Source organism: Nitrosospira multiformis, assembly GCF_003050865.1.
GTDB classification, from domain to species: domain Bacteria; phylum Pseudomonadota; class Gammaproteobacteria; order Burkholderiales; family Nitrosomonadaceae; genus Nitrosospira; species Nitrosospira multiformis_E.
Window position 1 is genome coordinate 75,895 of record NZ_QAOK01000007.1, and the last position, 24,997, is coordinate 100,891.

General features: G+C 54.3%; 19 protein-coding genes and 1 pseudogene. 13 read left to right on the forward strand and 7 right to left on the reverse strand.

What is annotated here, in order from left to right; genetic code table 11:
- Positions 1–2 precede the first annotated feature (2 nt).
- From bamA to C8R21_RS05570, 5 genes are all read left to right on the forward strand, one after another.
- Positions 3–2,285, forward strand: coding sequence for an outer membrane protein assembly factor BamA (gene bamA, locus C8R21_RS05550; protein WP_107761808.1), 2,283 nt, complete (start codon positions 3–5; stop codon positions 2,283–2,285).
- A gap of 14 nt (positions 2,286–2,299) precedes the next feature.
- Positions 2,300–2,827 (forward strand): OmpH family outer membrane protein, encoded by a 528-nt coding sequence (locus tag C8R21_RS05555; protein WP_107761809.1) that lies wholly within the window; start codon positions 2,300–2,302, stop codon positions 2,825–2,827.
- Between the two features lie 82 nt (positions 2,828–2,909).
- Positions 2,910–3,350 (forward strand): 3-hydroxyacyl-ACP dehydratase FabZ, encoded by a 441-nt coding sequence (gene fabZ, locus C8R21_RS05560; RefSeq protein WP_107761810.1) that lies wholly within the window; start codon positions 2,910–2,912, stop codon positions 3,348–3,350.
- 31 nt (positions 3,351–3,381) lie between these two features.
- The gene (rnhB, locus tag C8R21_RS05565) at positions 3,382–3,981 is read left to right on the forward strand and encodes a ribonuclease HII (RefSeq protein WP_107761811.1); all 600 of its coding nucleotides are present in this window, start codon (positions 3,382–3,384) and stop codon (positions 3,979–3,981) included.
- Between the two features lie 231 nt (positions 3,982–4,212).
- Positions 4,213–4,707, forward strand: coding sequence for an FKBP-type peptidyl-prolyl cis-trans isomerase (locus tag C8R21_RS05570; RefSeq protein WP_074972653.1), 495 nt, complete (start codon positions 4,213–4,215; stop codon positions 4,705–4,707).
- Between the two features lie 37 nt (positions 4,708–4,744).
- Here C8R21_RS05570 and mutS read toward each other — a convergent pair whose 3' ends face one another.
- The 3 genes from mutS to C8R21_RS05585 form a co-directional block, all read right to left on the reverse strand.
- Positions 4,745–7,462 (reverse strand): DNA mismatch repair protein MutS, encoded by a 2,718-nt coding sequence (gene mutS, locus C8R21_RS05575; protein ID WP_107761812.1) that lies wholly within the window; start codon positions 7,460–7,462, stop codon positions 4,745–4,747.
- Between the two features lie 54 nt (positions 7,463–7,516).
- Positions 7,517–10,195, reverse strand: coding sequence for an MGH1-like glycoside hydrolase domain-containing protein (locus tag C8R21_RS05580; protein ID WP_107761813.1), 2,679 nt, complete (start codon positions 10,193–10,195; stop codon positions 7,517–7,519).
- Positions 10,196–10,332: 137 nt separating this feature from the next.
- Positions 10,333–11,154, reverse strand: coding sequence for an inositol monophosphatase family protein (locus C8R21_RS05585; protein WP_107761814.1), 822 nt, complete (start codon positions 11,152–11,154; stop codon positions 10,333–10,335).
- A 63-nt stretch (positions 11,155–11,217) separates the two neighbouring features.
- Here C8R21_RS05585 and C8R21_RS05590 point away from each other — a divergent pair.
- The 8 genes and pseudogenes from C8R21_RS05590 to galU form a co-directional block, all read left to right on the forward strand.
- Positions 11,218–11,940: pseudogene (locus C8R21_RS05590) on the forward strand (RNA methyltransferase); the annotation flags it as partial.
- Positions 11,941–12,487: 547 nt separating this feature from the next.
- Positions 12,488–12,961: a Fe-S cluster assembly transcriptional regulator IscR gene (iscR, locus tag C8R21_RS05600; protein ID WP_074972651.1), complete on the forward strand. Its 474-nt coding sequence runs from the start codon at positions 12,488–12,490 to the stop codon at positions 12,959–12,961.
- 70 nt (positions 12,962–13,031) lie between these two features.
- Positions 13,032–14,189: a cysteine desulfurase family protein gene (locus C8R21_RS05605; protein ID WP_107761815.1), complete on the forward strand. Its 1,158-nt coding sequence runs from the start codon at positions 13,032–13,034 to the stop codon at positions 14,187–14,189.
- Positions 14,190–14,492: 303 nt separating this feature from the next.
- Positions 14,493–15,281 (forward strand): MlaA family lipoprotein, encoded by a 789-nt coding sequence (locus C8R21_RS05615; RefSeq protein WP_258192272.1) that lies wholly within the window; start codon positions 14,493–14,495, stop codon positions 15,279–15,281.
- A 188-nt stretch (positions 15,282–15,469) separates the two neighbouring features.
- Positions 15,470–15,874, forward strand: coding sequence for a DUF4870 family protein (locus tag C8R21_RS05620; RefSeq protein WP_107761817.1), 405 nt, complete (start codon positions 15,470–15,472; stop codon positions 15,872–15,874).
- Positions 15,875–16,261: 387 nt separating this feature from the next.
- A complete protein-coding gene (locus C8R21_RS05625) occupies positions 16,262–17,041 on the forward strand; it encodes a Crp/Fnr family transcriptional regulator (protein WP_107761818.1) in 780 nt (259 codons plus the stop codon).
- A 226-nt stretch (positions 17,042–17,267) separates the two neighbouring features.
- On the forward strand, positions 17,268–18,812 hold the full coding sequence (locus C8R21_RS05630) for a cytochrome B6 (protein WP_107761819.1): 1,545 nt from the start codon (positions 17,268–17,270) through the stop codon (positions 18,810–18,812).
- 89 nt (positions 18,813–18,901) lie between these two features.
- Positions 18,902–19,930: a UTP--glucose-1-phosphate uridylyltransferase GalU gene (galU, locus tag C8R21_RS05635; protein ID WP_107761820.1), complete on the forward strand. Its 1,029-nt coding sequence runs from the start codon at positions 18,902–18,904 to the stop codon at positions 19,928–19,930.
- A 240-nt stretch (positions 19,931–20,170) separates the two neighbouring features.
- Here galU and asd read toward each other — a convergent pair whose 3' ends face one another.
- The 4 genes from asd to C8R21_RS05655 all read right to left on the reverse strand — a co-directional run bounded on the left by asd (position 20,171) and on the right by C8R21_RS05655 (position 24,997).
- The gene (asd, locus tag C8R21_RS05640) at positions 20,171–21,040 is read right to left on the reverse strand and encodes an archaetidylserine decarboxylase (protein WP_107761821.1); all 870 of its coding nucleotides are present in this window, start codon (positions 21,038–21,040) and stop codon (positions 20,171–20,173) included.
- Between the two features lie 143 nt (positions 21,041–21,183).
- Entirely contained in the window at positions 21,184–23,004 is a 1,821-nt protein-coding gene (locus tag C8R21_RS05645) for an ABCB family ABC transporter ATP-binding protein/permease (RefSeq protein ID WP_107761822.1), read from the reverse strand.
- 411 nt (positions 23,005–23,415) lie between these two features.
- Positions 23,416–24,378, reverse strand: coding sequence for a CbbX protein (gene cbbX / locus C8R21_RS05650; RefSeq protein ID WP_107761823.1), 963 nt, complete (start codon positions 24,376–24,378; stop codon positions 23,416–23,418).
- Positions 24,379–24,562: 184 nt separating this feature from the next.
- Positions 24,563–24,997 carry a ribulose bisphosphate carboxylase small subunit gene (locus C8R21_RS05655; protein ID WP_107761824.1) on the reverse strand — a complete coding sequence of 145 codons (435 nt, stop codon included), beginning with the start codon at positions 24,995–24,997 and terminating at the stop codon, positions 24,563–24,565.

The window sequence follows — 24,997 nt, forward strand, 5'->3', positions numbered from 1 at the left end:
GCATGAAAGTCAGGTATCTGGTCGCGCTTGTTTCTGCCTTGTGCGCTTCGGTTTCGTGGGCACGTGAGCCCTTCGAAGTGAAGGACATCCGGGTGGAAGGCATACAGCGTACCGAGGCCGGAACCGTGTTCAGTTACCTGCCGGTGAAGGTCGGGGAGGTGCTCGACGATGAAAAGGCTGCGGCGGCGATCAAGGCACTGTATGCCACCGGTTTTTTCAAGGATGTGCGACTCGAATCCGAGAACGGTGTCCTGATCGTAGTGATAGAGGAACGGCCGGCGATTGCTCAGATCAATATTGTCGGCGCCAAGGAGTTTGAGAAAGACAAGCTCAAGGAGGGGCTGAAACAGGCAGGGCTGGCGGAATCCCGTATTTTCGATCGCTCGACGCTGGAAAAGGCCGAACAGGAACTCAAGCAGCAATATATGGCACGCGGCAAATATGCCGTGAAAATCACCACGACCACAACTCCGCTTGAACGAAACCGGGTGGGCATTACCTTCCATGTGGACGAAGGCAGGACCGCCAAGATTCGCAAGATCAATATCGTCGGAAATAAAGCTTTCAAGGAAAAGGATCTGCTGGGCGCATTCTCGCTGCGGACCCCTGGCCTTTTGACCTGGCTCACCAAGGAAGACCAGTATTCCAAGCAGAAGCTCGGCGGCGACCTCGAATCGCTCCGTTCCTATTACCTGAATCGCGGTTACCTCGAATTCAGCATAGAATCGACGCAGGTATCGATCACACCCGACATGCAGGATATTTACATTACGGTAAATATCCTTGAGGGTCCTAAATATGATGTTTCCGAAATCAAGCTCGCCGGTGAACTGCTGGTTCCGGAAGAGGAACTGCGCAAGCTCATACAACTCTCGGCGGGAGATACGTTTTCCCGCGAGAAACTGACGGAGTCCATCAAACTCATCACCGATCGGCTCGGCGACGACGGCTATGCATTCGCCAATGTCAACGCCTCTCCCCAGCTGGACAAGGAAAAGCAGCAGGTGGCGTTCACCTTTTTTATCGATCCCGGCCGTCGCGTCTATGTCAGACGCATCAATATTACCGGCAACTCCCGAACCCGGGATGAAGTGATACGGCGGGAAATGCGACAGTTCGAAGGGGGCTGGTATTCAACCAGCAAGATAAATCGCTCCAAGACGCGGGTCGACAGATTGAATTACTTTACCGCCGTCAATGTTGAAACCCCGGCGGTTCCCGGTACCACGGACCAGATCGATGTGAATGTGGAAGTCAAGGAAAAGCCGACGGGCGCCGTGATGTTCGGTGCCGGCTATTCCAACATGGAGGGGCTGATACTGAGCGGGTCTGTTGCGCAGGACAATATATTCGGTACCGGCAAGTTCGTCAATCTCATGGTGAATACCGGTAGCGTCAACAAGACCTATTCATTGTCCTATACCGACCCCTATTTCACCAAGGATGGTGTCACGGCAGGACTCGATCTCTATAAGCGAGTGCTCAACACGCGTACCCTGTCCTCCGTGATGAACTTCAATACCGACACCCTGGGCGCAGGTCTGCGTTTCGGCATTCCCATCAATGAAAATGACAGTATCATGGGGGGGCTGGGGGCGGAACAAACCACGATCGATCTTGGGGCTGACAGCCCGCAGCGTAATATCGATTTCGTGAACAAATTCGGGCGGACCACGATCAACATACCTGCAACGCTCAGCTGGAGACGGGATGGCCGTGACAGTGCAATCTGGACAACTTCGGGAACCACGCAGCGGGTGTTCGCCGAGGTGGGCCTGCCGGGAGGAGACCTCACTTATTACAAATTGAGTTATGACCTTCGCTGGTATTTCCCCATCACCGAGATATTTACGCTGATGTTGAATGGAGAACTCGGATATGGGGAGGGCTATTCCGGTAAAGAGCTTCCCTTTTTCAAGAATTTCTTCGCGGGCGGCAATACCTCCGTACGGGGTTACAACATCAGTTCGCTTGGTCCCCGGGACGCAACCAACAGAACCCTGGGAGGCAACAAACGTGCGGTAGGTAATATCGAGATCCTGTTTCCGATGCCCGGCATGAGGAATGACCGCACGGTACGCCTGAGCGCGTTTCTGGATGGCGGCACGGTCTGGGGACCTGGCGGGGTAAGACCGGAGCAGGAGGGCTTGCGTTATTCTGCCGGTGTCGCTGTTACCTGGATATCCCCTATGGGACCGCTCAAAATCAGCGTGGCCCAGCCCTTGAACAGTCAGCCCGGCGACAACATACAGCGTTTTCAGTTTCAGTTTGGGCAACAATTCTAGATTCGGAGATAAAATTGAAACACAAGATACTGGGACGAACTTTAATCGCGATAACGTGCATTCTCGTCGCATCTATCTACGGAACCGCAAGTGCGCTGGCAGAAGATATCAAGATCGGTGTTGTCGACACGGAACGCGTTCTGGCTGAATCTGCGCCCGCCGTCAGAGCGCTTAGAAAAATCGAAAGGGAATTCCTCCCGCGGGACCAGGACCTCAAGAAACTCGCAATACAGGCGAAGGAGCTTCAGGATTTGCTGGAAAAAGAAGGAAAGCGCATGCCGGAAGCGGAGCGCCGCAGCAAGGAGCGCGACCTGGCTGCGCTTAACCGGGAATACCAGCGCGGGCAACGGCAGATGCGCGAAGATCTGAGCCTGCGCCAGAACGATGAGGTTGCGGCGCTTCAGTTGACCGCCACCAAGGCCATTCAAATCATTGCCGAGACCGAGAAATACGACCTCATATTGCCCCTGCGCGATCTCGTCTATCGAAGCTCACGAATTGATATTACTGACAAGGTACTCAAAGCGCTGGCCGACAAGTAGCTCGTCGGGCAGGTGCAACGGGCAAGCCCTCTGATCATCCTTTATTCACTTCTTATCAAGAATCCGGGAAAACATCGCGCTAATGGATATCCATGAAATTCTGAAGTACCTTCCTCACCGTTACCCTTTGCTCCTCGTCGATCGCGTTCTCGCTTTCGAACCGGGAAAGAGTCTCACCGCACTCAAGAATGTAACGATCAACGAACCTTTTTTTACAGGACACTTTCCTCATCATCCCGTCATGCCCGGGGTATTGGTGATCGAAGCGCTGGCGCAGGCGGCTGCTCTTCTGACGCTCAAGACAGCCAATGTGGAAGCCGACGAGAATTCTATCTATTATTTCGTCGGTATCGATAAGGCGCGTTTCAAGCGGCCGGTGGAACCGGGCGATCAGTTGATACTCAAGGCTACAGTTCTGAAGGAGAGGATCGGAATCTGGAAATATGCGGCACGGGCGGAAGTGGACGGCCGCGTTGCTGCCGAGGCCGAACTGATGTGTACCGTCAGGCCAAAAGAAACCTGAAATACTTCCGGAAGAGTGCGCGAGTCAACCCATGTGCAGCGATGAATACCATTGGGTCTGCGGTGTGGATGAGGCAGGCAGGGGGCCGCTGGCAGGACCGGTGTTTGCTGCCTGTGTGATACTCGATCCCGCTTCTCCTATAGAGGGTCTGGCAGATTCGAAAACGCTTACCGAGGGAAAGCGCAACAGCCTGACCCTTGCCATAAAGGCGCATTCGATTGCCTGGGCTATCGGGTCCGCATCCGTCGGGGAAATCGACCGGCTGAATATACTGCAAGCAAGCCTGCTGGCGATGAAACGTGCGATCGGAAAATTGCAGGTGACGCCAGCGCGGGTATTGGTGGATGGAAACCACAGTCCCCGCTTGAAGTTTCCCGTGACTACCATCGTGAGGGGCGACAGCCTGGTGCCGGAAATTTCCGCTGCCTCGATTCTTGCCAAGACCGCTCGTGATGCCGAGATGAGGGCCTTACACCGGCGTTTTCCCCCTTATGGCTTCGATCAGCATAAAGGATATTCCACGGAGCAGCATCTTGCGGCGCTGAAAATTCACGGCGTCTCCGTTGTGCACCGTCGCAGCTTTGCGCCGGTAAGGGAACTCATGGCAAATGAAAAAGACCCGAAATCATGAATAAATCCTGCCCTGAATCAGGCTTCTGTCAGGTCGACTGACACCACTTGACCGTCCCCGTTTCGGTTGACCTGGCCCGGCTCACAAAAAAGCCGTATTCCATTTCAGGATTGCGAATGCAATAATGAATGATTCTCCATGAAGGCATCGAGTCCTGGAGAGCATGGGCTCGTAGCATTTTTATCATTTCCTGAGGAAATTCCTGATAACCTAACCTGCAGGCTCAACGATATGCGAATTGAAAAAGGCACCGTGGTATCGCTCAATTATATTTTGTCTGATTCAACTGGTGAAATTCTGGAGAAATCCAATTTTCCTGTAAGCTACCTCCACGGTGGTTACAATGATGAAATGTTTCCGAAGGTGGAAGAGGAGTTGAATCACAAAGAAGCAGGGCACCGTTGCCTGGTCGTGATGGAACCGGAGGATGCCTTTGGCGAATATGACAGCGATCTCGTGCGGGTCGAGGCACGCAGCCGCTTTCCCGAGGATGTCGTGGTGGGCATGAAGTTCGAAGGGGGCGAGGAAGAGTCGGACAATGTCCGGATATATACAGTGACTGACATTGCCGAAGATAAGGTCGTGGTGGACGGCAATCATCCTTTGGCAGGACAGTCGGTTCGATTTGAATGCGAAGTAACCGATGTGCGTCCGGCTACTGCCGAAGAACTGGCACACGGCCATGCCCACGGTCCGCATGGCCATGGCCATGGACATGAGCATTAAGATGTCAGTCTGCCTCCGATAGAGATCTAAGTCGAAGCTATTCTTTCTCTGCCGCCTTCTTCAAAGCGTAGAGCTGGTCCAGAGCCTGTTTCGGGCTCAAATCGTCGGGTACGATAGTGCGCAGCAGTGCAAACACAGGATGCTCCGGCAGGCCGTCATTTTTGTCAACGGCACCTTCCGGCATTCTGTTCTGCTTCCAGAAGAGATCGCCCCCGGCGAACAAGTCTCCTTGTGGCTGATTGCTCAACGCATCCTGTTCAAGTTTCAGCAGGTATCTTCTCGCTGTTCTTATTACCGGATCAGGCACCCCAGCCAATGCCGCCACCTGGAGACCGTAGCTCTGGCTGGCGGGCCCCTCGTTGACGGCGTGCAGGAACACGATATGATGCTTGTGCTCCACCGCGCGCAGGTGCACATTTGCGACCTGTGCAAACTCCTCCGCAAGCCGTGTCAATTCGAAATAATGTGTGGCGAATAGCGTGTAGCTGCGGTTCTTTTCCAACAGGTAACGGGCGATTGCGAAAGCGAGCGCCAGTCCATCGAACGTAGAGGTTCCCCGGCCCACTTCATCCATCAGCACCAAGCTTTGTGCGGTGGCGTTGTGCAGGATATTCGCGGCCTCGGTCATTTCCATCATGAAGGTGGAACGTCCTCCAGCCAGATCGTCGGATGCGCCGATCCGCGTAAAAAGCTGATCCAGCGGCCCGATCAGGGCGCTTTGTGCCGGAACAAGGCTGCCACAATGGGCGAGCAGCGCAATCAGGGCAACCTGGCGCATGTAGGTAGACTTCCCGCCCATGTTGGGCCCGGTAATGACGAGCATCTGCCGCCTGCCACCCACGCGGACGCCAAGCTGGACATCATTGGCGATGAAGCTGTCCACTTGTTTTTCAACTACCGGATGCCGCCCTGCCTGGATTTCGATAACGCTGTCATTGGTAAAAAGGGGCAGGGTGTAGTCAAGCGCCAGTGCACGTTCGGCAAAGGTCGCAAGGACATCCAGTTCGGCCACGCTGCGCGCCACCTGCTGTAGATGGTCGATATATTGCGAGAGCATATCCAGCAGCTCGCCATACAGCAATTTCTCCCGCTCCAGTGCCCGGCTCTGCGCAGAAAGCGCCTTTTCCTCGAAAGCTTTGAGCTCAGGCGTAATATAACGCTCGGCATTCTTCAGTGTCTGCCTGCGCCGATAGTCGTCGGGGATTTTCTCGATGTGCGCATGCGTCACTTCAATGTAAAAACCGTGCAGGCGGTTGTATTCCACCTTGAGATTCGCAATACCGGTACGGGTCTTTTCCCGGGTTTCGAGTTGCAGCAGGAACTCGTCGCAATTGTTGTGTATCGCGCGCAGCTCATCCAGCTCGGCATCGTAGCCATCGGCAATCACGCCCCCGGTACGCAGCATCACCTCCGGTTCTTCCTTCAGCGATTTCTCCAGCAGCGCAACGAGAGCATTGTCTGGCGCCATCAAGTGGATGAGTGCCGCAACATGCGCGTTGACGCCACTGCCGTCACTGCTGTCACTGCCTGTAGTGGCAGTACCGACAACGGCGTTGTTGACTGCGGGCAGCCGTTTCAGGCTGTCTCGCAGCCCGGATAAGTCCCTTGGCCTTGCCGATTTCAGCGCGATACGAGCAGTAATGCGCTCGATATCCGTCACGCGCTTCAAGCAGTCGCGCACCGAAAGGTAGGGACCTGATCCTGCTTCCCCCATCAAAAAAGATACACCATTGAGCCGATTCTGGATCAGCCCGCGGTCGCGAAGCGGATGATGCAGCCAGTGGTGCAACAGCCGACTACCCATGTTGGTCGAACAGGTATCCAGCAGGGACAATAAAGTGGGCGCCGCCTCGCCTCGTATGGTTTCGGAGAGCTCCAGGTTGCGGCGGGTGGCGGCGTCCATGCGCAGATAAGTATCCTCCCGCTCAACCCGCAACCCCTTGATATGACCTATGCTGGCGCCCTGCGTCAGCCGGGCATAATCCAGCAACGCGCTTGCGGCGCCGAGAGAAACATCCAGATCCTCGCAGCCGAAACCGGAAAGATCATGGGTACCGAACTGCCGGGAGAGATTGCGCACAGCCGCGCCGGTATCGAACTGCCATGCCGGCAAATGCTTCACGCATAACTTCCCCTGCATCACCCTGTCGTTGATCCCGGCAAGATTCAGCGATTCCGGCAAAAGAATCTCGGCAGGCTTCAGGCGTTCGAGTTCGGCTGTGAGATTGTTCACCGAAGTCTCCATCACAGAAAATTGCCCTGCTGCAAGATTCAGCCACGCTAACCCCAGGGTGGATTCATGCACGAGCAAGGCAAGCAGGGCGCTGTCCCGCTTGTCCTCCAGGAGCGCAGCATCGGTCAGGGTGCCGGGGGTGATGATGCGCGTCACCTGGCGTTCTACCGGTCCTTTCGAAGTGGCGGGATCGCCCACCTGTTCGCAGATGACGACCGATTCGCCAAGCTTGACGAGCTTTGCCAGATACTGCTCCGCCGCATGGTAAGGCACGCCCGCCATCTTGATCGGCTCTCCCGCCGAGGTGCCGCGACGGGTCAGCGTGATGTCGAGCAGCTTCGCCGCCTTTTCCGCGTCCTCAAAAAACAGCTCGTAGAAATCCCCCATCCGGTAAAACATCAGCATATCGGGATGTTGCGCCTTGATGCGCAGGTATTGCTGCATCATGGGGGTATGGTTATTCAATAACGCTTCAAATACTGGGGGATTGGTTAAAAATCTGGCTTTACTGGATTGAGACATTCATTTATTTCTTTGTAAATTAACCATTTAACCATGCTAAATCTTTGCAGGGCCCTATTGCTTCCAAAACTCCGGAATCCCCTTCCGATATCGGCGCATCACCAGGTTCGCTACCAGGCCGGTCCAGCCGGTCTGGTGAGCGGCACCTAAACCCTGACCGGTTTCACCGTGAAAATACTCATGGAACAGCAGCAGGTCGCGCCAGTGAGGATCGGTCTGATGAGGGCTCTTTTCGGGGAAGGCCGGGATCAAGCCGGATTCATCCCGGCGAAAAATATCCACCAGCCGTTCCGCCAGCATATTGGCAGCGTGTTTAAGGTCGATTTCGTAATGGTTCAGGCAGGGGGCAGGAAAAGTGAAGGCATCGCCGAGGTAGCGGTGCATCTTCTCGATAGTTTGAATCAGCAGATAGTTGGTCTGCATCCACACCGGTCCGCGCCAGTTCGAGTTGCCGCCGAAAAGGGGGGAGTCGGATTCGCCAGGAACATAGCGGATGACAGCATCGCCGACGCCCGGGATATGGCCGAGGTTTCCTTGCGTGGCATGGCGCTTGGAGACGCTGCGCACCCCATGGGGCGAAAAGAACTCTTCTTCATCGAAAATCCGCGGCAACATCCTGACGAACATCGCGGGGGTCACCAGGGATAGCAGATGCTCGCCCCGTTCGTTGGTGTCGACGGGACAAGCGCATATCACGCTTCCATCGAACATGCCGCCCTTGTGTTCCCACAGCAGTGCGGTGAAACGTTTGCGGTTTGCAAGCAGCCGGGCATCCACGACCTCACACGCAAACAGCGGAATGATGCCCACCCAGGAGAAAACATCGATGCGGTGTGTGCTTCCATCCGGCTCAACGACGAGATCCTTGAAGAAGTCGTCGATGTCGACCCACAGGGAAACCCCAGCTCCGGTATGTCCGGCAATCGTATTGGCAATTGCCAGGAACTGGCTATAGGACTGGACAGCGATATTCTCATAGGCGGGGTCTTCCACTGCAATTTCCAGCGCCATGACAGTCAATTGCAGGGAAAACATCGCCATCCAGCCGGTTGCATCAGCCTGTTTGAGTGTGTAACCCGGCGGGAGCGGCTCAGAGCGATTGTATACCGAGATATTGTCCAGTCCGAGGAATCCTCCCTCGAATACATTCGTGCCTGTTGAATCCTTGAGATTGATCCACCAGGTATGATTGAGCAAAAGCTTGTGCAGCACGCGTTTGAGGAAACCGATATCCCCCCTGCCTCGCTGCACCCGCTCGGCTCGGAATACCTTGAGCGCACCCATTGCGTGCACCGGCGGATTCGCATCGCTAAATGTCCATTCATATGCGGGGATTTGCCCGTTGGGATGCAGGTAGTTTTCATTCAGCAGCAGTTCGATCTGTTCCTTGGCAAAATCCACGTCGATGAGCGCCAGCGTGGTGCAGTGAAATGCGAGATCCCAGGCGGCAAACCAGGGATACTCCCATGTGTCCGGCATGGAAATGACATGGCTCGCCTTGAGATGGGGCCACGCGTGGTTGCGCACCTGCTGCCTCGATGCGGGCGGTGTTGCCTGGTCTCCTTTCAGCCAGTCGGAGACGTCGTAGTGATAGAACTGCTTGGTCCATATCATGCCCGCCAGTGCTTGCCGCAGGATGCGCTGATCCTCGGCGGGCGCCTCGTCTGTCAGGAACGTGTGGAAAAAAGCATCGGCTTCGGCGCGGCGCTGCGCAAAAATACTGTCCTGATTTTCGAATGGCTGAAGATGGGGCTCCGCCGTGAGCACCAGCTCGACCATGCCTGTCTTGCCGGGCGGGATTGCGAGCTTATGCGCTGCGCCGAATTTCGTTCCCTTTTTCGCGGGATTTACAGCGGATTGCTCACCCTGCACGAGATAACGGTGAAAGGCATCCTTAACATAAGGTCCTGCATTGGGTACGCCCCATAACCTGGTATTGTTGGTTTCATTCTCCGTATAGAGAAGATCGGCTTGCTGCCGGCCATAGAGATAGTAGTTTCCCAGCGCGGGATGCTCTGCCATTATCGCCCAGACGGCATTCCGGGGCGCGGAGATGGCATGCAGGAGGGGTTTTACCTCATCTTTTCCGGACCAGGACCAGTAATTGCGAAACCACAATTGCGGCAGCAGCCACAATAAAGCTTCCTCTTTCCCACGGTTGCTCGCAACTACGCGGATGTGCAGTTCATGCGGGGACGCCTTGGCGTAAAAGACTTCCACATCCCAATACCGGTCTTCCGAGAAAGCGCCGCTGTCAATCAGGTTGAACGGCGGCTCCGCGCGCGAACGGTGGGCGTTTTCCTCGATCAGCTGCGTATAGGGGAAGGGGGATTGCGGGTATTTGTAGAGGTAATGAAGCCACGCGTGAGAAGGCGTGGCATCGAGGTAGAAATAGCATTCCTTTACGTCTTCTCCCCGATTACCCTGGTTTCCGGTGAGACCGAAGGCGCGCTCCTTGAGGATGGGATCCTTACCGTTCCAGAGCGCCAGTGAGAAACAGAGATGCTGCGCTTCGTCCGAGATACCGCCCAGCCCGTCCTCATTCCAGCGATAAGCGCGCGAACGTGCCTGGTCATGGTCGAAATATTCCCAGGGCGTTCCATCCGGACTGTAGTCCTCCCGCACGGTGCCCCATGCGCGTCCTGAGAGGTAAGGTCCCCATAGACGCCAGGCTTCCCGGCCTTGCCGCTGGTTTTCCAATCGCTGCCGTTCGGCATCCGGGGAGGTGGACATGATGTTATTTCTCCGGTTGTTTCACACACCTTCCTCGGCTGCCTGCCAGGATTGACATCGGGATTGACGCCGGGCGGGTCGCGCCAGGAAAACGGAATTACCGCTGCCATCGTTTTCACGAGGCGCTCCCGCATGCATCATCCCACGCCTTGAGCCATCTTCAGTTCCGGTGTCAGGTGCGGGGCAATGACCTGCAACAGCTGGCCGAAGACTTTCGGATTACCCGCAATCACGTTGCCGCTTTTCAGATAGGTATCGTTTCCTTCCATGTCTCCCACCAGTCCGCCTGCCTCGGTAATGAGCAGGCAGCCAGCCGCTATATCCCAGGCTGACAGGCCGAACTCCCAGAAGCCATCGTATCGTCCTGCCGCGACGTAAGCCAGGTCGAGCGCGGCGGAACCGGGACGCCGGATTCCCGCCACCCGGGGCATGATATCCTTGAATATGGCAAGGTAGGCCTCGGCATGCGTGAATTCACGAAACGGGAAGCCCGTGCCGATCAGGCAGTCACCAAGCTTGCTGCGCTTGCTCACGCGCAAGCGATGGTCATTGAGATACGCGCCTGCCCCACGGCTTGCGGTGAATAATTCGTTGGCAGCCGGGTTATAGACCACTGCCTGCGACAAGACATTTTTATGCATCAATCCGATCGAAACCGAGTAATGCGGGAAGCCATGAAGAAAATTGGTGGTGCCGTCCAGGGGGTCGATGATCCACTGATATTCAGACTTGCCCGGATCACCTTGGGCGCCGCTTTCTTCTGCTAGAATGGAATGGCTGGGATAGGCATCGAGCAGCATCTCGATAATCGCATTTTCTGCGGCGCCGTCTACTTCGCTGACAAAATCATTGTGCGCCTTGCGCGAAACATTCAGTAAATCCAGGTTCTGTGCAGCACGATTGATGATGCCGCCTGCGCGGCGCGCGGCTCTTACCGCGATGGTGAGCATGGGATGCATTTGTCGGAATTCAAAATAAAGTGAATCGTGGATTTTAACCCAGATAATCCGTCAGGACGCGAGATGCTCGATAAAGTCCGAATCGTCCTGAGCCATACCAGCCATCCCGGTAACATCGGAGGGGTGGCCCGGGCAATGAAGACCATGGGGCTGGAGTCGCTCTATCTTGTGAATCCCAGGTTTTTCCCTGACAAGGAAGCTGAAAGACGGGCCACCGGCGCATTGGATATCCTCCATAAGGCAGAAGTCTGCGACACGCTCGATGAAGCGCTCAGTGGCACTGTTCTGGCAGCGGCTGTAACGGCCCGGCAACGCGATCTCTCTCATGAAGTTTTTGATGCCCGGCAGGGTGCGGCCAAACTGCTCGATCTTGCGCAAAAGGATTTCATTGCACTGGTGTTCGGCACGGAAATGTCCGGCCTTACCACGCTTGAAGTCAGCAAGTGCCAGATCATCATCCATGTTCCAGCCAATCCGGAATATTCCTCTCTCAATCTTGCCAGCGCTGTGCAGGTCATGGCATATGAATTGCGCATGGCTTGCATGGGCTTGCTGGAAATCAAGCCTCTGTTGTCGACCCTGCGTGGCGGCGGAGCGGCAGCGACCTTTAATGAAATCGAATTGCTTTACGCTCACCTGGAGCAAGTCGCGATCAGCAGCGGTTTTCTCGACCCCCGGGAGCCGAAACGGCTGATGCAGCGCATGCGAAGGCTGTTTGCCCGCGCGCGGCTGGAAAAGGAGGAGATCAATATATTACGAGGGATACTGAGCGCCTGCGAGAAGCGGATGCAGGCGAACGCTGCTGCTTTCCCGCTTACTCCTGATACCCCTGATACCCCTGATACCCCTGATACCCCTGATACCCCTGATACCCCTGATACCCCTGATACCCCTGATACCCCTGATACCCCTGATACCCCTGATACCCCTGATACCCCTGATACCCCTGATACCCCTGATACCCCTGATACCCCTGATACCCCTGATACCCCTGATACCCCTGATACCCCTCATGCTCCCTGGATGCAAACGAAATTGAATAATGACAGGAAGAGTTGACGGCAGTCAGGTTTAAACGAAAATAGCCGGACAAAATAGTTGACCATGACAAAGGGGATTTATATACTTGACCAATGTTGTCGGGTATTGGAATTGTTTACGCGAGGAAGGCGTTCGGAGGGAGCATCTGAATTCCAGCTTGATGCACAGCGGCACTTTGTTGAATTGAATCAGGAAGACTTGTTTGGAGCGTTTTGTTCCGGCAACTGTGCAGGACTTGTCGCCGATTATTTTGTGGTTTCACTCAGTGTCAATTTCTATTGGGGGGCAGAAAATGCGGTTAACAACCAAGGGTCGTTTTGCAGTAACGGCAATGATTGATCTTGCGTTGCACAGCGCGGATGGGCCGGTTACATTGGCGGGTATCAGTGAACGTCAGAAAATTTCATTGTCTTATCTTGAACAGTTGTTCGGAAAGCTGCGGCGCAGCAAGTTGGTAGGCAGCGTGCGCGGTCCCGGCGGCGGCTACCGCTTGACCAAACCCATGAACGAGGTATCTGTAGTAGACATTATTCTGGCTGTGGATGAACCCATCGACGCCACCCAATGCGGAGGCAAGGAAAACTGCCACAATGATCAGCGCTGCATGACGCACGATTTATGGGCGAACCTGAACGCGCGGATACGCGATTACCTGGCGCTGGTTACACTGGAGCAGCTCGTATCAAACCCCAAGGTGAAGGATATTGCTGTCCTGCAGGATGTGAGAGCCTGCGCTCCATCGCAACATCATACAGTTCTTGCCTGAGCGGTAACAGTTTGCTGGTTTCAGGTCCGATTTTCCATTCCGACGCGCCCGCAGAGCGAGAGCCCGGACAATGACTTACGCCTATTTCGACCATAACGCCACGACTGCTGTCGATAAAACCGCGCTTGATGTCATGTTGCCGTACTTCCAGGAAGAGTACGGAAACCCCTCCAGCCGGCATGCCCCTGGCATTGCAGCTCGCCGGGCGATTAATCGCGCGCGCGAGCAGGTGGCGGATGCAGTGGGGGTGCAGCCGTCGCAGGTGATTTTCACCAGCGGCGGATCGGAAGCCAATAACCTGTTCATCCAAGGTGCCGCGGGTTACATGAAGCCGGGACAGATTGCCATAAGCGCAATCGAGCATCCCTGCGTGATGAAAACCGCGCAGGAATTGGCGCGTGCTTCGCGCGGAAGCTGGAATCTGCGTCGGCTGGCAGTCGATAATCAGGGCCGGCTGGACCCGGCCGACCTTGACGAGGCGCTGTCGCATCAACAGTCGGGGCTGGTTTCAGTCATGCTGGCAAACAACGAAACAGGCGTGATTCAGGATGTCTCGATGGTGGCGGAGAAGGCCCGCGCGCGAGGTGCGTGGATTCATACAGATGCGGTACAGGCATTTGGCAAGATACCTGTCGATTTTGCTTCGCTCAATGTACATGCCCTGACACTGTCATCCCATAAGATTTACGGTCCCAAGGGCGCCGCGGCACTTATCATGGATAAGCGGGTCCTGCTCAAACCTCTCATCTACGGGGGGGGGCATGAAAGCGGATTGCGTTCGGGTACCGAAAACGTTCCCGCAATTGTGGGATTAGGGGTGGCCTGCGAGTTAGTCAAGAGACGAATAGCGGAACATACCAAGCATATCTCGGCATTACGCCAGCAACTGGAGCAGGGCCTGATGGAGATGGGGGTGACTATTTTTGGTCTCGATGCTTCCCGTCTGCCCAATACCTGCTATTTTGCGCTACCGGGTATCGAAGGAGATACTCTGGTAGTGCGTCTCGATAAGGCAGGTTTCGCGGTGGCAAGCGGGGCTGCCTGTTCCAGTGTCAATCCCGGCCGAAGCCATGTGCTGGAAGCGATGGGGGTGGATCCCGCCCTGGCTCGTTGCGCTGTGCGGGTAAGCCTGGGCGCCTCCAATTCTTCGGAGCAGGTCGCTGATTTCCTTCGCGCTCTCGGTGCTATCGTGGAGGAACTGGGGCAGATGAGCGCACTCTCGATCTGACTGTTTCGCCTGATGCCTGGGCGTCCAGATAGAGATCAACAGTTAACGACTATCGGTGCTGAAACACTCAAAATGCATCAACTGTAAAGCGGTCCAAGAAGCTTTTCCGAGTTATTCTCACCATACTTACCCGCCTTCTATCCGACCTCCAGTCTTTTTCGGAGTTCTTCGCAGTGCCTGCCAGCCCGTTCCCAGGCTCGTCTTTTTTTATCTGCCACTGGAACGATTTATGTTTATACTTTGCATTAGGTGTCTCCATGTTTCATTGACCCGTAGCCTTTTTGTCATTTTCATCATAAATCCGTGACATATAACCGTATCACTATCCTCTTGCTGCTTGCCTGCACAATGCTCGTCCCGGGATGTGCTACTACCCGCACGCAGGGATCGACGGCGTCGAACGATCAGGGCACAGACTATACGGATCCGATCGATCCATTTGAGGGTATCAATCGCAAGTTTTACACTTTTACTGACGTGGTCGATCGGAAACTCATCGAGCCGGTAGCCGACGTCTATATGGATTACGTTCCTGTCCGGGTGCAGCGCTCGGTGGGGAATTTCTATGACAATATCCAGTACCCGAACGTCGTCCTGAATGATTTCCTGCAAGGCAAGGTACGCCAGGGGTTTCATGACGGCTTGCGCTTCGTCGTCAATTCCACCATTGGTATCGCCGGGCTCTTTGATCCGGCTGCTTCCATGGGTTTGACGCAGCACGATGAAGATTTTGGGCAAACACTGGGGGTGTGGGGGGTGGATGCAAACACTTATCTTTTTGTTCCCTTGCTTGGGCCCAGCAGCGACCGCGATGTTGCCTCGTATCCAGTCGCTCTATTTACGAATGTCCTTTTCTACATCGGAACTTATGTGATCGGTGCTCCCGTCACGGTGCCGCTTTCCGTTCTGGGCGTCATTGACAAACGGGCAAGGCTCTCAGGCCCGATGAAAATCCGTGATGAAGCAGCGCTTGAGCCTTATCTGTTCGTGCGCGATGCCTACTTGCAGCAGCGCAAGCATTTGATCTACGACGGGAATCCTCCTCCCCAGTTTTACGACGATCCCGCTGAGGAGGATCTCCCAACCAAGTAGTCCTGCCATCGGCAATCCTGCATAGCGGTTCAGGAGGGATCAGGAGTTTTGGAGTGCTGCCATGCCACTTTCTGCCTGACGGGGTAGTGACCCGGTGACGTCTCCCTGAAATCCTGCAAGCGTGAAGGCTGGGCAGGATGTATTGTCCTCCCATCTTCCTTATCGTAAAAGCGCGAGGAGCGTCAACCATGAGCGAGTTCGGCCGAAGAATGGAACGCCCTGTATCTGCTGGGCTGCTTCATCTCACTCATCTCGTCTATCTGTTGCATGGTTTCAGCGTCCTGATGGGAGTCCTGGGACCGGCATTCATCATTACGGCCTTTCTCACCGGGTGGCCCTCGATCATCGCAGTGATTCTCAATTACACGAAGCGGAGCGATGTGCGCGGCACCTGGCTTGATTCCCATTTCGGCTGGCAGATACGCACTTTCTGGTACACCTTGCTTTGGCTGGTGATTGCAGCCGTATTGTTTGCGACCATCATCGGCATCATGCTTGCGTACATTCTCGTCGTAGGCACGGGAGTCTGGGTGGCGTACCGCCTCATTCGCGGCTGGCTCGCATTGACCGACGGCAGATCCATGCCAATGTGAGCGCCCACTTCAATCAGTTCACTCGTCCTGGCTTCTGTATTCGCCTGCTCGATTCTTTTCCATTGCCAGATTCGCTCCCATTTCTGCCATCTTCCTTTGCCGGTCTTATCAATAGAACTCCGGAAGTGTTATGTGTGCCACCGTACAGAATCGGGTAACTGCACCCGCTAATATTTAACATTCTCATTCTTCGGGTAGCAGAGATAGCTATTCTGAAATCGAAGAATGACAACTGAAGACTGTCTTATGCCCGGAAGAGATGGCCAGAGTTGCAAAGGAATAAGCCCAGGCTTAGAAATACTGCTAATACTGCTGTAAAACGACAAGCGTTATAGGCGACATGTGCCGGCTACATTTTCCGATGCCAGACCTATATTGAAGTTCATCATGCTTCCACCGCAGAGTCCCAAGCAGAACCAGATTCTCGCAGCGCTGCCTCTCTCAAGCTATACCCGCTTGCTGTCTCTTCTTGAACATGTGCCCATGCCAGCCGGTCAAGTCATCTACGACCCCGGTCTTCCTTTCAAATATGTGTATTTCCCGACAAACTCCGTAGTTGCACGGCTGTATGAGACGGCAAGCGGAGCGTGTACACAGACCGGAATCATCGGAAACGAGGGGTTGGTCGGTGTTTCGGCACTGCTGGGCGGTGAAAACTATCCGGCTCGCGTTGTGGTGCTGAGCACCGGTAAGGGTTATCGCATTAAAACCAGTTTCGTAAGGGATGAGTTTGAGCTAGGCGACGAACTGAGGCAATTCGTCCTGCGCTTTGCCCATGCTCTGATGGTTCAAACTGAACAGGTAGCCGTCTCCAATCGATACCATACGGTTGATCAACAGTTGAGCTATCTTTTATTGATGAGTCTGGACCGTCTGCCGGGAAATGAGCTTCATATAACCCATGAACAGGCAGGAATCATGCTGGGCGTACGCCGCGAAAGTGTAACGGTTGCGGCACACAAGCTTCAGGCGGCCGGTGCGATTCGCTGCCGTCGGGGGCACCTTGCAGTTGCAGACCGTCAGCAACTGGAGGCAAGCGCGGGCGAGCAGTATGAGGTCGTAAAAAAAGAATACGAGTGCCTGGCAGCGTTTTATGCTTCGCATGCTGTCCATTCTTCCGAACTGTCTCCTGCAAGATTCAAGCGGTTTTTTCAGTCAACCGGGTAAGCCCGGATACCATTCGGCTCCTCCTGCCAGAAGTACTGAGTACCGCCTCCCCCGCTCCGGGCCTGACCGGCGATGTGTGTGCGGTTTCGAACAGAGCTGTTTTCCTGGACATGACATTATTTCAACTGTTTAGCTGAACATGGGAAACCCAGACAAGAAAATGCGGGAATAAGCGCGTGCTAACCGCCCGCTGCTGGGTACCGCAGTCAAGAAAGGAGGATCAACGATGAAAAATATGAATATCCTTATCCTGAGTGCAGGATTCCTCAGCTTGAGTGCGGGAATGAATGGCGCTCTGAGTCAGGACGATCGTGCGAAGCATTCCGCAAATCGTGCCCCCCATGATGCGGTTGAAGCTGCCCAGACACCTCGCCGCCCCTCTGTCACCCGGCCGGAGCAGAAAAAAGACGAACACGATCGTTCCAGTATTTTTGATGCAAAGAATGCAATGCCTTCCTCGCAAGCTTTTGGGAATCAGCCTGACAACGGAAAGGTTCTGGGATTTGATTTTTCCCGAGATCCGTTCAACGCCAAAAAGCCGATGCAAACTTTTGAGGAAATCATGAAAGCAGATGTGGCTGAGCGCCCAAAGGTAATGCAAACGCAGCGTGAATTGCTGCAGCGACGATATGATTTGAAGCCTCGGCTGGATAAGGAGGCAAAAATGTCCCGCGGCAAGCCGCTGGCGGTGGGCCCTACGGCACGCTTATCGTCGGGCATGACGTGGCAAAGACTCGCCGGAATGGCGCCTGAAGAGATAAAGAGCAAAAACGCATTTCCGTATCCAGCCCTTCCGCATCCCAAGCAATCCACGGGTGGTCAGGTGTTTCCCCAAATGCAGATCGATATGTTTCCTCGGCTGCAAAGGTTTGATGTCGATTTCGATTTACCTGAAGAATTCTTGCCGGAGTTTCCACCAGCGATATTTCTCCAGAATCGGCCTGAATTAGGGGATGTGTCGCGCGGAGAGGTGGTTTCCATCAATAATTTTCATCGGTTATTTAAGGACATCTTGACCCCCGTACAGCTCAACGGGTTGCAGATGTTACTCACGCCACTGCCTCAGGAAGAATTCAATCCGACGGACGATCGTAAAAGTACCGAACCGAGTCTTGGAGTGACTTGCCTCGATTGCCACATCAATGGCCACACGACAGGGCAATTTCATCTGAGTCCCGATATCCGCCCGGAAGAACGCCGATTCCGTCTCGACACGGTAAGCCTGCGCGGTCTGTTTAACCAGCAGATACACGGTTCGAAACGTAGCCTGCGTTCAGTGGAAGACTTCACAGAGTTCGAATTCCGTACCGCTTATTTCAATGGCGATCCGATTCGTGCAATGAAAAAAGGCTTTCCCGTATTTGACCGGATTCATGTAAGTCATATGGCACAGCTTCAGAACATGTTCGATTTTCCGCCCGCGCCAAAACTCAAGAGTGACGGGAAACTTGATCCAGCCAAAGCCACAGAAAAGGAAATGCGCGGCGAGAAACTCTTCTTTGGAAAGGGGCAATGCGCAAGCTGCCACCAGCCCCCCACGTTTCTGGATCATCAGATGCATGACCTGAAGCTCGAACGCTTCCTGAATGAGCCGGGGGATGGGCCTATAAAGACTTTCACACTGCGGGGTATCAAGGATAGTCCCCCGTACCTTCATGATGGTCGCCTGCTGACCCTTGAAGATACAGTCGAGTTTTTCAACCTAGTGCTGGGGCTCAAGCTCACAGATGAGGAGAAGTCTGACCTGGTCGCGTATATGCGGCAACTATAACCAATGCCCCTAAGGGGCATTATCTTTCGAGCTTGCCGCTCTTGTAACATTATTAATGTATAGATGAAGACTTTAGAGGGAGATTACTCATGAACATTACTGCCAAACCTGTAATGAACCGAAAAGATGTGCTTTCGTTGACTGCTGGACCCGCTGTTCGTAAATCCCCGCGAGCGGTGCGCAAGGCTGTGTTTCCCGTAGCCGGACTTGGCACCCGCTTCTTGCCCGCGACCAAAGCAGTGGCCAAAGAAATGCTGCCCATTGTAGACAAGCCGTTGATCCAGTATGCGGTGGAAGAAGCGGCTGCGGCAGGTATCGAAGAAATCATTTTCATTACCCATCGGAGCAAGCGCGCCATTGAAGATCATCTGCATCGGGCAGTGGAACTGGAAAGCGAATTGGCCTCGCAGGGAAAACACGCTTCGCTGAAAATGCTGCGACAGTTAACGCCAAGTGGCGTTCATTTCAGCTTTGTCCGGCAGGAGGAGCCCCGGGGTTTGGGGCATGCAATTTACTGCGCGCGGCATCTCGTGGGCAACGAACCGTTTGCCGTACTGCTTCCGGACGATTTGATCGATGGAGATCCTCCTGTACTCGCACAGATGGTGTCCCAGTATGAACAAGTCCAAAGCAGTCTCATAGCGGTGCGTCAGGTTACGCGCGAACAGACGCGGCGGTATGGAATCGTGGATGCTTTTGATGCAGATGCAGAGAGCGAGACACTGAAAATCAGGGGGTTAGTGGAAAAGCCTTCTCCTGACGCTGCGCCTTCCACGATGGCTATCGTAGGCCGTTACGTTCTGTCACCCGCCATCTTTGACTGCATCAGCAACCTGAACCCTGGAACAGGAGGGGAAATTCAGCTTACTGACGGAATCTCCGGCCTTCTCAAGCTGGAATCTGTCCTGGCCTACCGTTACCAAGGGAAGCATTATGATTGCGGCAGCAAGGCAGGCTTCCTGGAGGCGACCATCGCCTATGGCTTGCAGCACCCGGAGGTGGCGATGGAGTTCAGGGAAACCTTATTAAGGGTAGGGCAGGAGCTCATCCAGGAATTTCAACAGGAACCGGAACCCACTGCTGCGGACGAACCTATATTGAAGACGGCCCAGGCATGATCGATCGCCTGAGAGAGCGAGATCCTTATATTTTCCAGTTAAAGATGACCTGCCTGCTCGTGGTTCACCCGGCTCCATTCCGGGGCGTGCGGGTCGTCGTGAAGATCAAAGAGATCAGGGAGGCCCGTCACTTCCCGTATTCTTCCTGATAGCACTTCTTCAGCCTGCCTCCAACCCGCCGTCTCTGCGAGCGAGAGGGAAGGGGGAAAGGGAAATGAGGAACGCTCTTCTCTTTTCTCTCTATCTGGCTTGATCAGCTTTGGCCGCCATCGTTTCCCCGAACCGTATGGTTCGACCGGGAGCCCAGGCCGGATTAAACACTATTTCGTTTTTCGGGAATAACATTACCACTGTTGATCCCAATTGGAATCTGCCCATTTCATCCCCTTTCTTGAGCACCAGATCCGATGAGTCATACCGCCACTCGCGCACATCGCGCGCGCCCTCCGAGTCCCGCGGGTTGACCACCCCATGCCATACGGTGGCCACACTCCCGACAATAGTGGCACCCACCAGTACTAAAGCAAATGGTCCGAATTCCGATTCAAATATGCAAATCACCCGCTCGTTGCGGGCGAACAACCCCGGGACACCGCGGACCGTTTTCGCGTTCACGGAGAACAGATCTCCCGGAACATAGATCATTCGGCTCACACGCGCATCTACAGGCATATGGACCCGGTGGTAATCCCGTGGGCTCAGATACAGTGTGGCAAAGTTGCCTCCGTAAAATTTTTCCGCCAACCGCGTATCCCCTCCCAGCAGCGCAGCGGCGGAATAATTGTGTCCCTTGGCTTGAAATATCTGGTCGCCGGAAATGACACCCAGTTGGCTTACAAGGCCGTCGGCTGGGCAAACATAATCCGCGTCGGATATCGGACGGCTCTCCAGAAGCAGAGGGCGGGTAAAAAAATCGTTGAAGGTTCGGTAGCTGCGGATATCCGAATTGACCGCCTCATCCATATTGACAGCGTAGCGCCAGACAAACCAGCGGATAAGAAGCGTGGTGAGACTGCCGGCATCGGCATTGGCAATACGTCCAGCCAGCAGTGTCAACGCGTGTTTAGGCAATAAGTACTGAGGAAATACAGAGAGAGAAGCTGTCTGCATGGCAATTTTTGAGATAAGAAGAGGGGCGGTTATAGTGTATTAAGCGATCAATCTTCGTGAGTCGATTTTTACTCCAGATTCGCGTCATCGGGATGTCATAATATCCTTTTCCCCCGGATGTGAATCCGGATGCGAACACCCTATTATAGCCTGTGTCCCAGACCGCCGGTTACAAGTTGAAGTCTGGTTTGTTCTTCCTGTTGCTGCAGTTCCCACATATAAGTATAGGCTCCATTCATCGAGAGGAGTTCCCGATGAGTACCGCGCTCGACGATGCGACCATGGTCCATTACCAGAATCTGATCGGAATCGACGATGGTGGATAAACGGTGGGCAATCGTCAGTGTGGTGCGATGGGCAGCGATACGGCGCATCTCCCCCTGAATGCTTTTCTCCGATTTTGAATCCAGAGCGGAGGTGGCCTCATCGAAGATAAGGATTCCGGGATTTTTCAAGACTGCGCGAGCTATCGCTACCCGCTGCTTTTCACCGCCGGAAAGTTTTAACCCTCTTTCTCCAACGACGGTCTGGTACTTGTCCGGCAGACTCTCGATGAAATCATGAAGATGAGCGGACCTTGCAGCTTCAAATACTTCTTCAGTGCTCGCCTTAGGGTTGCCATAGGAAATATTGTAATAAATGGTATCGTTGAACAGCACGCTGTCCTGCGGAACGATACCTATTGTCGCTCTCAGGCTGCTCTGGGTAACATCCCTGATATCCTGCCCATTTATCAGGATGCGCCCGCTGCTGACATCGTAAAAGCGAAAGAGTAACCGTGCGAGGGTGGACTTGCCTGATCCACTGTGACCAACTACTGCGACGCTGCGTCCTGCCGGAATGTCGAAGCTGACATCAAACAGAATCTGCCGGTCCGGTTCATAACTGAAATTTACCGCTTCGAAGCGTACGGGTGCGTTTCCGGCAATAAGGGTTACTGCACCTCGTTTATCCTGGATCTCTTCATTCTCCGCCAGTAAATTAAACATCTTTTCCATGTCCGCCAGAGAATGCTTGATCTCCCGGTAAACGAATCCAAGAAAATGCAGTGGCATATAGAGTTGGAGCATGTAAGCATTGACGAGCACCAGGTCTCCCAATGACATGGAACCCTGAATCACACCGTCGGCGGCAAGCCACAGCAGCGCAGTTATTCCTATTGCTATGATGGCGCTCTGCCCCGAATTGAGTGCGGCCAAAGATGTCTGATTACGAACTGCCGCAATTTCCCATTTTTGCATGTGCTCATCGTAGCGCCGCGCTTCCCAGGATTCATTGCCGAAATACTTGACCGTTTCGTAGTTCAGAAGGCTATCAATTGCCTGAGTGTTGGCTTTTGAATCCATGTCATTCATGGTTCTCCGAAAAATCATTCGCCATTCAGTCACGATGAGCGTGAGCGCAATGTAGGCCGCCAGCGTGCCAAGGATGATCACAGAAAACCAGATGCTGTACCCCGAGATGAGGATGATCGCAACCAGGCTGATTTCCAGCAGAGTGGGGAGGATGTTGAACAGCATGAAATTGAGGAGAAACGAAATACCGCGGGTTCCCCGCTCAATATCCCGCGACATTCCTCCCGTCTGCCTTTGCAGGTGAAAGCGCAGCGACAGCGCATGCAAATGGCTGAACACCTTGATTGCCACCCGGCGAATGGCGCGTTGGGTTACCTTGGCGAACACGGCGTCACGCAACTCTCCGAAGAGCGTGCTGCAGAGGCGCAGGAGCCCATACGCTAACAGCAACAGAACCGGCAAGACCAGCAGGGCGCGGGGACGGTCGAGCGCGTCGATAATTTCTTTCAGTACCAGTGGTATTGCCACGTTGGCAAGCTTGGCCATGAACATCAATACCACTGCCGCCACTACCCTGCCTTTGAATTCCCATAAATAGGGCAGCAGCGTACGGACGGTCTTCCAGTCGTTCCGGTTGGTGGGCGGCTTTTCCAGACGGGTAGGGCGCATCGTTGAATTCCAGGTAATGAGGGTGGTTCAGAAGGAGTATAACGCGCCCTTAGCTGGATATCGCCGGATCAACGGGATAATGGCGAGGTGTTTTGAGAGTGGATTTGCGTATCCTGCAAGCCAGGAGCCAAGCCTATGGGCGCGAAGCGGAGGCGTAAAGATGCTACAAAACACTTTTCGGCGCGCGCGAAGGCCGATGGTACAAACCGGATTTCAGCGCTGTTGAGCAAATACCCGTGTTCATGCCACTTTCTATAATTCTCAAGGCCAGTTTGGTGAAATACCGTATCAGGTAGGAGCAGGGTTCAGATAAGCTGATAAAAAAGGCGCCCAATCGGGCGCCTTGTTCGATGCGTGCTGCAATGTTGAGTTGCCAGGTATTGCAATACCTGGTTGACCCATGAAAGCACCTTATGTCGATTCTTCGGATAATTCCCGGCTTGCGCCCTCATCTCCATCCAGATCAACAGCGCCTTCCAGGAATACACGGCTTGCCCGGATATCCTCCGCTTCGATGGTGATCAGATCGGTGCGTGACAGGTTTTTCCTTGCTCCTTCGAACAAGCGGTTGGCCTGACGCAGTCTTGCGCGATCGAGAGCATTGCGTACGGAACGTGCATTGGCAAAATGCTCCATTTTCATCCTCAACCGGATGTATTCGCCAAAGGCCTTTTCCGCTTCTGCACTGAGACGGTAATTCTGTGCTGCCAGCATAAGCTTGGCGATGGCCACCAGTTCATCCGGAGAATAGTCAGGAAAATCGATGTGGTGAGCTATCCGCGATCGCATGCCGGGATTGCTGCGGAAGAATTTGTCCATGCGGTCCTTGTAACCGGCAAGGATGACAACCAGATCCTCCCGGTTGTTTTCCATCACCTGCAGCAGGATTTCGATCGACTCAGCCCCATAATCGCGTTCATTTTCGGGTTTGTAGAGGTAATAGGCCTCGTCGATGAACAGCACGCCGCCCATGGCCTTCTTTATAACTTCCTTGGTCTTGGGCGCGGTATGACCGATATATTGGCCCACCAGGTCATCACGAGTCACGGAAACAAGGTGTCCTTCACGCACATAACCCAGGCGGTGCAGGATCTCGGACATACGCTGTGCCACCGTGGTTTTTCCGGTGCCCGGATTGCCGGTGAAGGACATATGCAGGCTGGGCGCGCCGGCGGTAAGGTCCAGTTTCTTGCGGACGCGGTCCACGAGCAACAAGGCGGCGGTTTCGCGGATGCGGGTTTTTACCGGTTTCAAGCCAATCAGATCGCGGTCAAGCTTATCCAGTACTTCCTTGATATTGGAAGCCTGAAACTCGGCTTCCAGATCGATGGAACTGTTATCGGAAGGGGGAATTTCTTTCAGTTGTGTTGTCACGTTGATCCACCCAAAAGGAAATAAAATATTAGGACTCGTGCCTCGGTTATTGGTTTACCGGAAAGCGGCCTTACATGGGATTACCAGGGAAATCAGGATCAGGTAAGGCAGCAGGCCGGTAAAGCGTCCGCTGCCCTGTCCGAAGTTGGCTATCCCCTTCCGGGGAAGGAAGGGGAGGAAGTCATCAGTACCGCTCGGCTTCCGGTTTTTCCGTGGCGTAGGAATGGATGGTATAGCGGACTTGCCGGCCATCCACTTCCTGGCGCACCAGGCCAAAGCCAGGCTCGTTCTTCGGACGATTGACGATGTAGGACATAACCGGGCTTTCCACACCGCGTGACGAGTCGAAAGCCGTGACACGGACGTAGTGGTTCGGATAGGTCTTCCGGCAATCGTTGATCTCCTGCAGGATACCCGCGGGGTCCTTCAGGTCGAACATCGGGTTCCCGAACATTTCCCAATACGTGTTGCGGGGATGTGGATCATCGGTATATTCAATCCCGATTGCCCAGCCGTTCTTCAGCGCGTATTTGATTTGCGCCGAAATTTGCTTGTCCGTCAGCGGGGGCAGAAAGGAAAATTGCCCTTGCGTGAGACGGTTTTGAAAATTGGTCATCAT

What these genes read in the sequence shown, in the direction of transcription:
- asd (WP_107761821.1), bottom strand. Translation starts at nt 21,040, where the DNA reads ATGCAGACAGCTTCTCTCTCTGTATTTCCTCAGTACTTATTGCCTAAA.
- C8R21_RS05620 (WP_107761817.1), top strand. Translation starts at nt 15,470, where the DNA reads ATGAGCGAGTTCGGCCGAAGAATGGAACGCCCTGTATCTGCTGGGCTG.
- C8R21_RS05645 (WP_107761822.1), bottom strand. Translation starts at nt 23,004, where the DNA reads ATGCGCCCTACCCGTCTGGAAAAGCCGCCCACCAACCGGAACGACTGG.
- C8R21_RS05585 (WP_107761814.1), bottom strand. Translation starts at nt 11,154, where the DNA reads ATGCATCCCATGCTCACCATCGCGGTAAGAGCCGCGCGCCGCGCAGGC.
- C8R21_RS05630 (WP_107761819.1), top strand. Translation starts at nt 17,268, where the DNA reads ATGAAAAATATGAATATCCTTATCCTGAGTGCAGGATTCCTCAGCTTG.
- bamA (WP_107761808.1), top strand. Translation starts at nt 3, where the DNA reads ATGAAAGTCAGGTATCTGGTCGCGCTTGTTTCTGCCTTGTGCGCTTCG.
- iscR (WP_074972651.1), top strand. Translation starts at nt 12,488, where the DNA reads ATGCGGTTAACAACCAAGGGTCGTTTTGCAGTAACGGCAATGATTGAT.
- C8R21_RS05580 (WP_107761813.1), bottom strand. Translation starts at nt 10,195, where the DNA reads ATGTCCACCTCCCCGGATGCCGAACGGCAGCGATTGGAAAACCAGCGG.
- fabZ (WP_107761810.1), top strand. Translation starts at nt 2,910, where the DNA reads ATGGATATCCATGAAATTCTGAAGTACCTTCCTCACCGTTACCCTTTG.
- galU (WP_107761820.1), top strand. Translation starts at nt 18,902, where the DNA reads ATGAACATTACTGCCAAACCTGTAATGAACCGAAAAGATGTGCTTTCG.
- C8R21_RS05605 (WP_107761815.1), top strand. Translation starts at nt 13,032, where the DNA reads ATGACTTACGCCTATTTCGACCATAACGCCACGACTGCTGTCGATAAA.
- C8R21_RS05655 (WP_107761824.1), bottom strand. Translation starts at nt 24,997, where the DNA reads ATGATGACCAATTTTCAAAACCGTCTCACGCAAGGGCAATTTTCCTTT.
- C8R21_RS05570 (WP_074972653.1), top strand. Translation starts at nt 4,213, where the DNA reads ATGCGAATTGAAAAAGGCACCGTGGTATCGCTCAATTATATTTTGTCT.
- mutS (WP_107761812.1), bottom strand. Translation starts at nt 7,462, where the DNA reads ATGTCTCAATCCAGTAAAGCCAGATTTTTAACCAATCCCCCAGTATTT.
- C8R21_RS05625 (WP_107761818.1), top strand. Translation starts at nt 16,262, where the DNA reads ATGCTTCCACCGCAGAGTCCCAAGCAGAACCAGATTCTCGCAGCGCTG.
- rnhB (WP_107761811.1), top strand. Translation starts at nt 3,382, where the DNA reads ATGTGCAGCGATGAATACCATTGGGTCTGCGGTGTGGATGAGGCAGGC.